12 protein-coding genes are annotated in these 14,711 nt (G+C 36.9%); 2 read left to right on the top strand and 10 right to left on the bottom strand.

Annotated features, from left to right (window positions below; all coding sequences use genetic code 11):
- The first annotated feature begins 217 nt into the window (after window positions 1–217).
- Window positions 218–2,794 carry a DNA gyrase subunit A gene (gene gyrA, locus KFO40_RS24110; protein WP_211146871.1) on the top strand — a complete coding sequence of 859 codons (2,577 nt, stop codon included), beginning with the start codon at window positions 218–220 and terminating at the stop codon, window positions 2,792–2,794.
- A 32-nt stretch (window positions 2,795–2,826) separates the two neighbouring features.
- Complete coding sequence (locus KFO40_RS24105) at window positions 2,827–4,041, top strand: tetratricopeptide repeat protein (RefSeq protein WP_004314509.1); 1,215 nt, start codon at window positions 2,827–2,829, stop codon at window positions 4,039–4,041.
- 224 nt (window positions 4,042–4,265) lie between these two features.
- Here KFO40_RS24105 and KFO40_RS24100 read toward each other — a convergent pair whose 3' ends face one another.
- From KFO40_RS24100 to KFO40_RS24055, 10 genes are all read right to left on the bottom strand, one after another.
- The gene (locus tag KFO40_RS24100) at window positions 4,266–5,387 is read right to left on the bottom strand and encodes a universal stress protein (protein ID WP_004314373.1); all 1,122 of its coding nucleotides are present in this window, start codon (window positions 5,385–5,387) and stop codon (window positions 4,266–4,268) included.
- Between the two features lie 77 nt (window positions 5,388–5,464).
- The gene (locus KFO40_RS24095; RefSeq protein WP_004295969.1) at window positions 5,465–5,755 is read right to left on the bottom strand and encodes a hypothetical protein; all 291 of its coding nucleotides are present in this window, start codon (window positions 5,753–5,755) and stop codon (window positions 5,465–5,467) included.
- 128 nt (window positions 5,756–5,883) lie between these two features.
- Window positions 5,884–6,717 carry a tetratricopeptide repeat protein gene (locus tag KFO40_RS24090; protein WP_004314372.1) on the bottom strand — a complete coding sequence of 278 codons (834 nt, stop codon included), beginning with the start codon at window positions 6,715–6,717 and terminating at the stop codon, window positions 5,884–5,886.
- 18 nt (window positions 6,718–6,735) lie between these two features.
- Window positions 6,736–8,556, bottom strand: coding sequence for a BatD family protein (locus tag KFO40_RS24085; protein WP_004314371.1), 1,821 nt, complete (start codon window positions 8,554–8,556; stop codon window positions 6,736–6,738).
- A 31-nt stretch (window positions 8,557–8,587) separates the two neighbouring features.
- Window positions 8,588–9,310, bottom strand: a complete 723-nt coding sequence (locus tag KFO40_RS24080) for a tetratricopeptide repeat protein (protein ID WP_008640249.1) — start codon at window positions 9,308–9,310, stop codon at window positions 8,588–8,590.
- A gap of 8 nt (window positions 9,311–9,318) precedes the next feature.
- Entirely contained in the window at window positions 9,319–10,347 is a 1,029-nt protein-coding gene (locus KFO40_RS24075) for a VWA domain-containing protein (protein ID WP_004314368.1), read from the bottom strand.
- Between the two features lie 45 nt (window positions 10,348–10,392).
- Entirely contained in the window at window positions 10,393–11,376 is a 984-nt protein-coding gene (locus KFO40_RS24070) for a vWA domain-containing protein (protein ID WP_004314367.1), read from the bottom strand.
- Between the two features lie 49 nt (window positions 11,377–11,425).
- Complete coding sequence (locus KFO40_RS24065) at window positions 11,426–12,514, bottom strand: death-on-curing family protein (RefSeq protein ID WP_004314366.1); 1,089 nt, start codon at window positions 12,512–12,514, stop codon at window positions 11,426–11,428.
- The gene (locus tag KFO40_RS24060; protein WP_004314365.1) at window positions 12,514–13,383 is read right to left on the bottom strand and encodes a DUF58 domain-containing protein; all 870 of its coding nucleotides are present in this window, start codon (window positions 13,381–13,383) and stop codon (window positions 12,514–12,516) included. The genes KFO40_RS24065 and KFO40_RS24060 overlap by 1 nt, the downstream gene beginning before the upstream one ends.
- 83 nt (window positions 13,384–13,466) lie before the next feature.
- Window positions 13,467–14,462 carry an AAA family ATPase gene (locus tag KFO40_RS24055; RefSeq protein ID WP_004314364.1) on the bottom strand — a complete coding sequence of 332 codons (996 nt, stop codon included), beginning with the start codon at window positions 14,460–14,462 and terminating at the stop codon, window positions 13,467–13,469.
- Window positions 14,463–14,711 lie beyond the last annotated feature (249 nt).

Here is a 14,711-nt window from a genome sequence, read left to right as displayed (position 1 = left end):
TATAACAAATATCCAGCTCTTTTTTACCAATGTTATCTATCTTTCCATATTATATTTATCGTTTTTATCTTTTTATTTTCGAATTTTAAAGTTTAATGAATTGTCGTCCCGGTCATGCTAAAACTTTCTTTCTAAAAACTTTCGTATATCGCGGAAAAGTAGTACTTTAGCGTGGTTTTTCACAAACCGTAGAATGTATAATTAATAATCATTTTAAATGCTTGAACAAGACAGAATTATAAAGATTAACATCGAGGAGGAAATGAAGTCATCGTACATTGACTACTCCATGTCGGTCATCGTTTCACGTGCCCTTCCGGATGTTAGAGATGGATTTAAGCCTGTTCACCGTAGAATTTTATACGGAATGATGGAATTGGGCAATACTTCAGACAAACCTTATAAGAAATCAGCCAGAATCGTGGGTGAGGTACTCGGTAAGTACCATCCTCATGGAGATTTTTCTGTTTATTTTGCAATGGTGCGTATGGCTCAGGAATGGGCAATGCGTTATCCTTTGGTAGATGGACAGGGGAACTTTGGTTCTGTAGACGGTGATAGCCCTGCTGCTATGCGTTATACAGAAGCTCGTCTTAATAAGTTGGGTGAAGCAATGATGGATGACCTGTATAAGGAAACCGTCGATTTTGAGCCTAACTTTGATAATACGTTGGTAGAACCTAAAGTTATGCCGACACGTATCCCAAATCTTCTGGTGAACGGAGCATCCGGTATCGCTGTAGGTATGGCTACCAATATGCCTCCTCATAATCTTTCGGAAGTAATTGAAGCATGTGAAGCATATATTGATAATCCGAAAATTACAGTAGAGGAACTGATGGAATTTGTCAAAGCACCAGATTTTCCTACTGGTGGGTTTATATATGGTGTGAGTGGTGTACGCGAGGCATATTTGACTGGACGAGGACGTGTAATTATGCGTGCGAAAGCCGAAATCGAAAGCGGACAGACACATGATAAGATCGTAATAACCGAGATTCCTTATAATGTAAATAAGGCCGAACTGATTAAGTATATAGCTGATCTTGTAAATGATAAGAAAATAGAAGGTATCTCAAATGCCAACGATGAGTCTGACCGTGACGGTATGCGCATTGTTATTGACATCAAACGTGATGCAAATGCAAGTGTAGTGTTGAACAAACTCTATAAAATGACAGCTTTGCAGACATCTTTTGGCGTAAACAATGTTGCTTTGGTTCATGGACGTCCAAAAACGTTGAATCTGAGAGATTTAATTAAATATTTCATCGAACATAGACACGAAGTTGTTATTCGTCGTACTCAGTTCGATCTTCGTAAAGCGAAAGAACGTGCGCACATTCTTGAAGGTTTGATTATCGCTTCGGATAATATTGATGAAGTAATTCGTATCATTCGTGCAGCAAAAACTCCTAATGACGCTATAGCAGGCTTGATTGAGCGATTCAACCTGACAGAAATTCAGTCTCGCGCAATAGTAGAAATGCGTTTGCGTCAATTGACAGGTCTGATGCAGGATCAGCTTCATGCGGAATACGAAGAAATAATGAAGCAGATAGCTTATTTGGAAAGTATTTTGGCTGATGATGAAGTATGCCGTCAGGTAATGAAAGATGAATTGTTGGAAGTTAAAACGAAATATGGAGATGAACGTCGTTCTGAAATCGTTTATTCTTCAGAAGAGTTCAATCCGGAAGACTTCTATGCAGATGATCAGATGATTATTACAATTTCTCATATGGGTTATATCAAACGTACTCCGTTGACTGAATTCCGTGCACAAAATCGTGGTGGTGTAGGTTCGAAAGGTACGGAGACCCGTGATGAAGACTTTGTAGAACATATTTATCCTGCTACCATGCACAATACGATGATGTTCTTTACACAAAAAGGCAAGTGCTATTGGCTGAAAGTATATGAAATACCTGAGGGAACGAAGAATTCTAAGGGACGTGCTATTCAGAATTTGTTGAATATTGACTCGGACGATAATGTAACTGCATACTTGCGTGTGAAGAGTTTGGAAGATTCTGAGTTTATTAATAGCCATTATGTATTGTTCTGTACTAAGAAAGGTGTAATAAAGAAGACATTACTTGAACAGTATTCTCGTCCTCGTCAGAATGGTGTAAATGCTATAACTATCCGCGAAGATGATAGCGTAATTGAAGTTCGTATGACGAATGGAAATAATGAAATCATCATTGCAAACCGCAATGGACGTGCAATTCGTTTCCATGAAGCAGCAGTTCGTGTAATGGGACGTACAGCAACAGGTGTACGTGGCATTACGTTGGATAATGATGGTCAGGATGAAGTAGTAGGAATGATTTGTATCAAAGATTTGGAGACAGAATCTGTAATGGTAGTTTCCGAACAAGGATATGGTAAACGTTCTGAAATAGAAGACTATCGTAAGACAAACCGTGGCGGTAAGGGTGTGAAGACCATGAATATTACCGAAAAAACAGGTAAGTTGGTAACAATCAAGTCAGTAACCGATGAAAATGACTTGATGATTATCAATAAGTCTGGTATCACTATTCGTTTGAAAGTGGCTGATGTTCGTATTATGGGTCGTGCTACTCAAGGTGTCCGTCTGATAAATCTAGAAAAACGTAACGACCAGATTGGTTCGGTATGTAAGGTTATGACAGAAAGTCTTGAAGATGAAATTCCGGCAGAAGAAGCAGAAGGAACAATTGTGAGTGATCCAAATGCTGATGCTCCTGATATTGATGATGCAGCAGATGTAAATGAAAACGAAAGCAACAACGAAATCGAGGAATAGACATAATATTAATAATTAATCAAACAACAATCATGAAAAGAGTATTATTTTCGATGGTTTTATTGATGGCTGTTAGCTTCTCATTCGCACAGATGAAAAATGTGAAAGAAGCAAAGAGTATGGCTAATGACGTAAAACCTAATTTTAAGCAGGCTGAGCAGCTTATTAAAGAAGCTATGAAGAATCCTGAAACGAAGGATCTTGCTGACACATGGGACGTTGCTGGATTTATTCAGAGACGTATCAACGAAGAGCAAATGAAAAATGCTTTTTTGAAAAAACCGTATGATACATTGAAAGTGTATAATAGCATTCTGAAAATGTATGAGTACTATACTAAGTGTGATGAATTAGCGGAAATACCTAATGAAAAGGGGAAAGTTAAAAACAAATACCGGAAAGCAAATGCTTCAAGTATGTTGGCTGAACGTCCTAATTTGATTAATGGTGGTATTCAGTATTTTAACTTGGATAAGAATAAAGAAGCCTTGAAATTCTTTGCAACATATGTTGAATCAGCTTCTTACCCAATGTTAGCTGATAAAGAATTGGCTAAGAATGATACTCTTATCCCACAAATTGCATATTATGCTACATTGGCTGCTGATAGGGTAGGTGATAAAGATGCAATTATTAAGTATGCCCCAATGGCTTTATCTGATAAGGACGGAGGTAAATTTGCAATGCAATTGATGGCTGATGCTTATAAAGCTAAAGGTGATACTGTTGCTTGGATTAAATCTTTGGAAGAGGGTATCCTAAAGTTCCCTGGAAATGATTATTTCTTTGCTAATTTGGTTGATTATTATAATAGCTCTAATCAAGCCTCAAAAGCTATGGAGTTTGCTGATAGAATGTTATCTAATGATCCGAATAATAAGTTGTATTTGTATGTAAAAGCATATCTTTATCATAATATGAAAGAATATGATAATGCAATTGAATACTACAAGAAAGCTATTGCGGCTGATCCGGAATATGCAGAAGCATACTCAAATGTGGGTTTGGTATATTTGATGAAAGCACAGGATTATGCTGATAAAGCAACAACAGATATCAATGATCCTAAATATGCTGAAGCACAGGCTGTAGTTAAGAAATTCTACGAAGAAGCTAAACCATTCTATGAAAAAGCTAGAGCTTTGAAACCTGATCAACAAGATTTATGGTTACAAGGTCTTTATAGAGTTTACTATAACTTGAATATGGGACCTGAATTTGAAGAAATTGATAAGCTTATGAAGTAATCGTTTTCAGGAAAATTATAAGTCTTGAAAAAGGAAGGAAGGTTGCTAGAAATAGTAACCTTCTTTTTTTATAATCCAGATAATCAAAAAATACATTTGAGGGAATATGCATTTTTTAATTGATGTAAATTAAAAAAGAGCAATGTTATTATATTGCCCCTTTTTAATTAAACATAATATTAATTATTCACCAATCATAAATGCCCATTTTTTGCTTGATCTGATCAGCTGTTAATAACAAGTAATGGTGTATCAGAATGAAAAATCATTTTTCTAGCAATACTTGGATTAAATAACCGAGCAAATATATTCCTTTTGTAAGAAGTCAAAGTGATTATATCTATTTGATTATCTTTGATATACTGATCAAGTCCTTTTAACAAATTATCGTTCATTACTACATCATAATGAATTTCAAGCCCTGGATATTGCTTGTGAAAATATTCTTTTATGCCTGCTAGTTTTATTTCATTCCAGGTATCTTTGGAATCAGTAAGATGTATTAAAGATACAGAAAAATGGAATGATTTCCAAGTATTAAAGAATGCTTCGAAAGCAATTAAATCTCTTTGATCAAAATTGGTAATAAAGGCGATCCGTTTTACTTCACTAAACTGTTTAAATGGTGTGTTTTCGGGAATGGCCAGTACAGCTGTGCGGCTTCTATCAATAACTTCAGCAGTTACACTGCCAATCAAATCGATATCTTTCTGATTCTTTCCCCGAGTCCCCATGATGATAACCATAGGACGCTGTTCCTTAGCATATCTTAAGATTTCTTCTTCTGGAATACCTTCACGTAAGATACAGCTATATTTAATATTGGGAAAATCACCCGATGTGACTTTTTCTTTTATCTTTTCTGATAAGGCATTGAGGTCAGAATGAACTTTCTGAATAATCGTTTTTACGGATTCTTCATCTCCAATTTGGTAATTGAAAACATCTCCATATGGTAATGATGAAGCATATATAGGCGTAAAATAGACGTGCAACAAAATGACTTCAGCATTTTCTGTTTTTGCTAGGTTAAATGCAAATTCACACGCTTTCATCGAATAATTAGAGAAGTCGACGGGAATTAAAATCTTATTTGACTTATTTTCTGTTTTGGGCTCCTTCTCTCCCACTATACTTTCAGACAGCCATGTAGAACTTTCTGTTATTTTCAAAGCACGTGGCAGATCGCTTTCCTTTATGCGTAAACGCACCCCCGAAGAAACAACCGGTTGTATTTGATTTACGTTGTGAATGTATGTTTCTATACCTTCATTTTCCAAGACATTCTTTAAGATCTGCGCTTTGGTGTATGTCAGAATGGCTAGGGTTACTAATTTGTCTTCCATAAATGCACATTTTATAAGGTGAAAACAAATAAGAAATCCCAATTGTTTGATTCAATTGGGATTCAGTTTGTTATATTTTAAACTTGCACAGATTCGGTAGCCTGTTCTTTTTGCATACTCATATTCAATTCATCTAGGATTTTTAAAGCCCGATCAAGAACGGTCGTATCATCCAACATTACAAGCCCACCATCTGGACCGGGCTCAAGATGTATTCCGACACTTTTTCCCTCCTTGAAATTGTGTCCTCCGAAAAAGTTTCGCACTGTATCTACGTGCAAACCAAGTTCGTCTGCTATTCTATGCATGCTACCGCTAGGCAATGAATCTTTAATTTTACGAAGTTCATTAAACGTTATTGTTCTCATGTCTCATAAATTTAATGGTTAATACTATGTGATTTTTTTATCACGCTATAAACTTAAGCAAAAAAAAAGATAAAACAAATTATTTGCTTATCTTTTTTTCTTGAATTTATAAAATCTATTAATGACCTTTATATTACTTCAATAGCGGAAGCTGGTACCCATCCTACTTTTCCATCTTCCAACCGAATTTCTTTCCATTCTTTCATAGAGTTGTCCTTGACGTTTACTTTTCTCCCTTCATGCAGAATAAACAAACTGGTACCACTCTCGCTTGGAGTACTTCGAACTGTTACACTTGGGTTCATTACTATAGCTTCATTTCGATTGACTAAATGTTCTTTTTGTTGTGAAGCAAAAAGATTAGAGCAAATGGTGACAATCAGAAAAACAATTCCTAATATGAAGCCTACTTTCTTTAACACAATCTGTTTAGAGAATATAAAAAAGTAAAGAGCTATAATCAATAGAATAAAGGATACAATACCCCATGTGGCCCATGCATCTACACTCATGCTATTTGTCAGAGATTTGATCCATGAAACAAAGAACACTTCAGGAACAGGCTCAACTTTGTCTATTGTCTTTGCGCGTGCCACTTCAAGATTAGCACGTATATCGCCATTTCCAGGTTGCAATAACAAGGCACGCTCATAATTTAAAACAGCTTTCGCTATCTCTCCTATTTTATAATAACTATTTCCCAGATTGTAATAAACGTCAGCAGCTTCTCCATTTTTTAATAATGCTTCATATATTTGAATAGCTGCTGCATAATCTTCTTTTATATATGCGGAATCGCCTTCAGCTTTTGTGGCATCTTCCAGTGTGTTACTGGAAAATGTGGTGTGTGAAGCGTGGATAGAATCAGCTCCATTGGTTTGTTTAGAATCAATGTTTAACGAATCTTGTGCAAAACAAGTAAGTGACATTGATAATAATATAAAAAATAATATCTTTTTCATGACACAATCTCTTCTGGGTTAATGTTTTATCGAATTCTCCATTTTGCTTATTACTTCTATTGAAGAAGAATAAACTTTATCCATGGCTTGATTTTCATCACCTGGAGCAAACCGGGCAAATTCACAGTCATTCAATGCATTCAGGAATTCTTTGATTAGTTCCTCATTTACTCCATGATTTCTTAGCTTCTCTTCAATATTATCTTTAGATAAACGAGATACCGGAATATTCAGTTTGTCACTTATATATCCCCACAGTGCCTTTAAAACTTCATCATAGAAAGCATCTTTCTTATTTTCTGAGAGTAATTTTCCAGCTAACTTCATACGTTTTGTTGCTACTTTATTGGCTTTCTTCGTACGCATTTTAGCTACGTTCGCATTTTCAGCAGCTTGCTTACGATAAATAATAAAGAAAATAATAAAGGCAAGAGCCGGAATGATATAGAATAGCCAATATGTCATTGAACCATAGAAGAAACTTCCTTTAGGCTGGAGAGTAACTTCGTTTTGTTTGATGTAACGGATGTCCTCACCTAATACTTTCAAATCCTCTTTATTAGTGAAATTAGCAATTACTTGATCTGCATTACCCGCACCTTTCTCAACGTTTATTACATATTCTTCTGTTTTCAGCGTTTTATAAGATTTGGAGCGAATATCAAAATAACTAAAAGATACTCCTGGAATCTTATATGTTCCAGCATGTCTCGGAATTGCTAAATATTCGATAACCTTATTACCTGTAAGTCCTTCCCGGGTTAATCTGACTTGATTGTCTACTTTGGGATCGTATACTTCAAAATCATCTGGGAATTTAATTTCCGGATTAGAAATTAATTTCAGGTTACCTGTACCGGATATTACTAATTTAATAGTAATAGCATCATTGGTTTTCAGTTCCTTGTTGTTGATAGATGAAGAAATATTGAACTCTCCCACTCCACCGGAGAAATCTGCCGGTTTACCTGCAGGAAGCGGATTTACATTTATTGCTATTTTAGGGGTGGAAATTGATTTTTTTATTTCAATGACATTACTTCCTCCATTGAAGAAAGCATCAAAAGGATCATCAGATTGTACAGGCTTACCGACTGTCATCTGGAATTGAGCAGGATCAATATATAGTTTTCCTGATTGTTGCGGGAAGAGAACGAACTGACGATAAACTGTCGTATAGTAATTACGTCCCTGATAATGTTCCGGAGTCCATCTCGCATTTGTAGTCATTTCGATTTCTTGAGAATGGAAGCCTTTAAAGTCGGGTAACTTTGCATTATTCAGTTGTAAATTGGATTCTCTGGTGTATATTTTATAGGTCAGGACAAATGCTTCCTGTTCGTACACATTCGTTTTACTGGCACTTGCTGTAATAAACAAGTCTTGGTTAGAGACCCCTGTACCAGATGAGGAATGTGTAGAAGAGCTACTGCTACTATTGCTATCACCTTGATCTTGTGGCAATACTTTAATCCTTACTGAATTTGATACCATTTGATCGCCATCAGCAACAATTGAAGCTCCAGGTATTGTATATTCTCCGGCATTATTCGCCATTAATATATATGTGAATGTAATACTACTAGTAGACGTAACATTACCATTTACTATTTGAGTATTACTTTGTTGTGAACGGCTTGGCCCCATCAACACATCAAAACCTTTGATTGATGGTGCCCGGAAATCTTTCACTTTTTGTGTAGTAACAGTATACGACAGCCTGAACTGGTCGCCTACTACCACTGCGTCAGGAGCAGAAGCAGTAAAAGACACTTTATCAGCAAGCATCTGAGTGCTATATGCTATCAATGCCATCAATATAATAATCAGTTTTTTCATTGCTTATGAAATTTATATCATCAACTTTATATTACCAATCTTTTTCTAAGCGACCACCTTGCATAACTTTTTGTTGCTTTTTCACTTTGTCTTGCACATCTTTTTCATCCTGCATTACAGAATTCAGCAATTGTTCAGCATTCTCCTTTGACATCTGGTTATCTTGTTTTTTTTCTGACTTCGGTGGTTGCTGCTGATCTTTCTTTTCATCTTGTTTCTGATCTTTCTGCTTGTCTTTATTCTGATCTTGTTTTTGATCTTGCTTTTGTTGATCTTTATTCTGATCCTGATTTTGGTCTTGATTCTGCTGATTTTGTTGATCTTTCAACATTTTCTGTGCAAGAGCCAAATTGTACCGGGTTTCATGATCGGCAGGATTATTACGCAGTGACATTTTATAGGCGTCCACAGCCTTTGCATAATCTTTACCAGCTTGGAAAAGTACTCCCATATTGTGGTAGATATGGGCGAGCTTCATTTTATCCTTTTCAATTTTGCTGGCCGATACGTATTGTTCCATGGCATCCTGAAACTTTTGCTGTTGCGAAAGAGTATTTCCCAAATTGTACATAGATACTGTAGACTTGGGATTTGCTTCCAGAGCTTTCCGGTAGTTTACCTCTGCGTCAACAAATACACTATCATTAAACAGGCGGTTTCCCTTACGGATATAGTCGCGTTCTGCTTTCTGAGCCGAGACACCGACTGTCGCTAGCAGAAATACAGCGAATAGAATATATTTACTTTTTAACATACGTATAACTATTTCTTATTAGAAAACAGGTGAATGTTCTTAAATAAAGGATTTTTGCGGTCCAAAATTAAGATTTCTGCCAATAACAATAGTAGAATAACCCATGCAATAGCTTGGAATTGTTCGTTAAACTCTGTATATACTTTCGACTCTACATCAGACTTCGCCATTTTGTTCACTTCTTGATTAATAGCTCTTTGGGCTGAATTAGAGTTGTCTACTCGTACATATATACCTTTTCCTTCCTTAGCAATTTCCTGGCACATAGCTTCATTCAAACGGGTAACAATCACATTACCTTCCCGGTCGCGACGATAATCATTCGTACCTTCTACCGGAATGGGGGCACCATCAGGCATACCTACTCCCAATACACTTACTTGAATACCTTTTTCTGCAGCGGCTTTTGCGGCTTCCACTGCACCACCCTCATGATTTTCACCGTCAGTAATAACAATAATAGCACGTCCTACCCCTTCTTGTGGAGTGAAACTACGAGCTGCTAAATTGATTGCTTCCCCGATAGCTGTACCCTGTTTAGAAATCAACGAAGGATTGATGGACTCTAAAAACATCTTAGCGGAAATATAGTCACTTGTAATTGGTAGCTGAGTAAAAGCGTCACCTGCAAATACAATCATACCTACCTTATCATTGTCAAGTTCATCCACTAATCTGGAAATTAGTCTTTTTGCTTTTTCCAGACGGCTAGGTTGTACATCTTGAGCTAACATAGAGTTTGAAATATCCAAAGCTATAATTACCTCTACTCCTTTACGCTTAACCGTTTCCAGCTTAGAACCGAATTGGGGGCGTGCTAATAATACGGAGAACAAGCCAATAGCAACAAAAATAATCCAGAATTTTACATCCGGACGATATTTGGATACATCAGGCATTAATTGAGCCAATAAAGTCGGGTCCCCGAAGCGTCGGATATTCTTTCTTCTCTTGTAGTTGGAATACAAGTAGAAAGCTGCTAAAAAAGGTAATAGCAGCAATAAGTATAAATATGTAGGTTCTCCAAATCGAAACATCTTCTTACTATTTTATGATTGACAAATAACGATTGACAAACATTCTTATGGAATTTTTTTGAGTACCGAATTGCGTAATAGTACTTCCAACAAAACACAGAGGAAAGCAGCTAGGGCAAACCAGTGATACTCTTCGTCTCGTTTACTGTACTCTTTTACGTTCAGTTTCGTCTTTTCCAGTTTATCAATTTCTTCATATACTTCTTTTAGTTTCGAGTTGCTCGTAGCCCGGAAATAGTTACCATCCGTTGTTCCGGCAATCTCTGTCAATGTCTTTTCATCAATTTCCACCGGCATACTTACATATTGTACAGTATTCCCCACCGGATAAGGATAAGGGGCCATTCCATTAGTACCTACCCCGATAGTATATACACGAATACCAAAACTTTTAGCTATTTCTGCTGCTGTCATTGGAGAAATATCTCCCTTATTATTAGTACCATCCGTCAATAAGATAATAACTTTAGATTTCGCTTTGCTATCTTTTAAGCGAGTCACAGCATTAGCAATACCCATACCAACCGCAGTACCGTCAGTGATAAGGCCGCATTTAATATTATGTATCATATCCAACAATACGGCATGATCTACAGTCAACGGACATTGAGTGAAAGTTTCTCCTGCAAATAATGTAATACCGATATTATCATTGGGGCGTCCGTTGATAAATTCAGCAGCTACATCTTTGGCAGCTTCAAGTCTGTTTGGCTTTAAGTCTTCAGCCAGCATACTGGTAGAAACGTCAATAGCCAGCATAATATCAATTCCTTCTATTTCACTGTTCTGCCACTTGTTAGTAGTTTGCGGGCGTGCAAGAACCAAGATAACTAACACCAAAGCAATGCAGCGCAGTAGAAATGGAACATGCAACAAATAGTTCTTATAACTTTTAGGTGTATGTGCATATACCCGAGCATCTGAAATTTGAAGGGTTGCTTCACTTTTCTTTTGTTTCAGGATATACCATACAATATATGGTATAAGCAATAATAGCAAAAACAGATATTCAATATTGGCAAAAACCATTTTATTTATGATTTAACAGTTTACTATTTAGTATTAAGTTATACACTCTTTATACAAAAAGATTGTATAACTGCAGACCTATATATATAAAGGTACCAATCAGTGCTGCTGATAACAGTGCAATTCCGCAAATCAGCATAGCTTTAACACGTAAAGAACGTTTCTCAATGATAGTGATTTCCGTTGGTTGCGGTTTCTGGTTTTCCTCTTCCGGTTGTTTTGTCTCATTGATAAAATCGATGGCATTAATTAAATTAGCATCGTTTTCATTCATCTGAGGATCATGTTTGGCAAACTTAACTAAATCAGCGGTCTGGAACAAAAGCTTCAAGTCTGATATAGCCTCTTTATCATTCAACTCCAATAGCTGGTCAATTATTTCAGAAGAAGTCATTTCTAATGCGTTAAATCCGAAACGGTTCTTAATATAGGTGCGAAGTGTATCCGTTAGTTCGGTATAATACTCCTTCGATTGTCCTTTTTGCCATATCTTCTCTGTTTTGATACGTTCTATCTCTTTCATTGCAGCCTGATGTGGCGGCAATTTAGGTTCAACTTTTATTTTACGGATAATAGGTTTATTATCACGTATACGAATAATGAGATAGATCAGTAAACCAAGCAAAGGTAAAGCCAGGAATGAACAAGCAATCAATCCATACCAGTCTTCCCACGCAAAAGGAGCTTTCATCACAGGTTTCTGTCCAAAGAACTGGTCCGGATGTAATGTATCAACCGGCATCGAATATACTTTCAATGCCAGAGCTTTGGATTTATATACTTTATCATCTACGGTAACCGGCATTGGTGGTAGATAATATAGAGCAGAGTCAAAAGAAGTGATAATGTATTCTTGAGTAATCAACATTCGTTGGCGATCATTCAGGAATTGAGTATCCGGTTTGACAGTTTCTATAATTTCCACACCTCTTACCAATGTATCGGTGTAAGCAGGAAAAATAGCACGCTGTTTAGCATCCATGGCTACTTGCAATTGCACTTTCGCCTGTTCGCCAATCAGTATCTGCAATGAATCAATTTTTGCTTCTACCGTGACAGACTGTGCTGCTGCTTTGCCTACAGACAATAGAGCTAATAATGCTATCAGAATAATATTTCTATTCATCTTTGATTCCATTAATTTCGTTTGGCAAATAAATTCAACAATGCCTTTACGTAATCCTGGTCGGTTCTGACAGATACAGCATCCACGTTACTTTTAGTGAAAGTATCGTTAAGTTCAGTCTGCTTTTGTATCCACCAGTCACGATGTGCCCGGCGTACAGCTTTGGAAGAGGTGTCGATCCATTGTTCATGTCCAGTTTCCGCATCTTTGATTCGCATCAGTCCTACTGGGGGAAGATCACTAACCCTCCTGTCGTACACTTGTAATGCTACTACATCATGTTTTCTGTTAGCAATGGTCAGTGCATTCTTAAAGCTGTCCTGATCAATAAAGTCTGATAAGATAAATGCGGTGCAACGTCTTTTCATCACGTTTGTCAAATATTCTAAGGCAAGACGAATATTTGTACGACGGCTTTCCGGCTGAAAATCAATCAATTCGCGGATAATATATAAGATATGTTTACGTCCTTTCTTGGGAGGAATAAACTTTTCTATCCGGTCTGAAAAGAAAATCACACCAATTTTATCATTGTTCTGAATAGCAGAGAAAGCAAGCGTGGCAGCGATTTCCGTCACCATATCTTTCTTCAACTGCTTGATCGTACCAAATTCCAAACTTCCGGAAACATCGACCATTAACATAACTGTCAGTTCACGTTCTTCTTCAAACACTTTCACATAAGGTTTATTGAAGCGCGCAGTCACATTCCAGTCTATGTCACGTATATCATCGCCGAACTGATACTCACGGACTTCCGAAAATGACATACCCCTACCCTTGAAAGCCGAATGATATTGGCCTGCAAAGATATTGTTAGACAATCCTCGTGTCTTTATTTCAATTTGGCGAACTTTTTTTAGTATTTCACTTGTTTCCATTTATACAGTAGTTAAGTAGTAAGTAGTTAAGTAGTCATGTATAGATATTAATGACTACTTATTGACTGTATTATAACTACAAATTAGGGCACTTCAACCTTATTCAGAATCTTACTGATGATTTCGTCCGAAGTCATATTATTAGCTTCAGCTTCGTATGTCAATCCAATACGATGACGGAGAACATCATGTGCTACAGCACGTACATCTTCCGGAATTACGTAACCGCGACGTTTGATAAATGCATACGTACGAGCAGCCAAAGCCAGATTGATAGACGCACGAGGTGAACCTCCGAATCCGATCATATCTTTCAGTTCCTTGAGGTCATATTTTTCAGGGAAACGAGTTGCAAATACAATATCTACAATATAACGTTCAATCTTCTCATCCAGGTACACTTGACGAACAACCTTACGTGCTTCAATAATTTCATCCGCTTTGAGAATAGGCTTCACATTGAACTTCTCACCATTGATATTTTGGCGAATAATCAGTTTTTCTTCTTCCAGCTTTGGATAATCAATGACAACTTTCAACATGAAACGGTCAACTTGTGCTTCAGGAAGCGGGTAAGTACCTTCTTGTTCGATAGGGTTCTGAGTAGCCAGTACAAGGAAAGGTTCCGGTAATATGAATGTTTCTTTACCAATAGTAACCTGACGTTCCTGCATTGCTTCCAGCAAAGCACTCTGTACTTTAGCAGGAGCACGGTTGATTTCATCAGCTAATACAAAGTTTGCGAAAATTGGTCCTCGCTGCACTTTAAAAGATTCATCTTTCTGACTGTAAACCATTGTACCAATAACGTCGGCAGGCAATAAGTCCGGCGTAAACTGGATACGGCTATACTTCGCATCAATCAGAGAAGCGAGTGTTTTAATAGCCAAAGTTTTCGCCAAACCAGGCACACCTTCCAAAAGAACGTGACCATCGGAAAGTAATCCGATAAGCAGTGATTCAACCAAATGTTTCTGACCAACAATGATTTGGTCCATCCCTGTCGTAAGATTGGTAACGAAAGCACTTTGTCTTTCAATCCGCTCATTTAGCTCGCGGATATCAATTGATTCAGCCATAAATACTTAATATTTTATTATTTAAATCCCTTTTATTTTATGTAAGCCTTTCCTGTGTGTTGTAAGGCTTCTTATTTTGCCTCCAAAAGTACGCCATATAATTAACGATTGCAACTAATTTTTATTAAAAAACAATGCGAAATCTTTAGATTAAGGTACTTTCATACGCTTTTGTACATCCATAACATTTCACCCGATCAATACAGGATTTGTATGATCGGGTGAATGGATTATTGCTATTTATTCTTT

This window comes from Bacteroides sp. 1001302B_160321_D4 (genome assembly GCF_015667765.1).
In the GTDB taxonomy this organism is placed as follows: domain Bacteria; phylum Bacteroidota; class Bacteroidia; order Bacteroidales; family Bacteroidaceae; genus Bacteroides; species Bacteroides xylanisolvens.
This window is presented reverse-complemented; position numbering and strand designations above follow the sequence as displayed.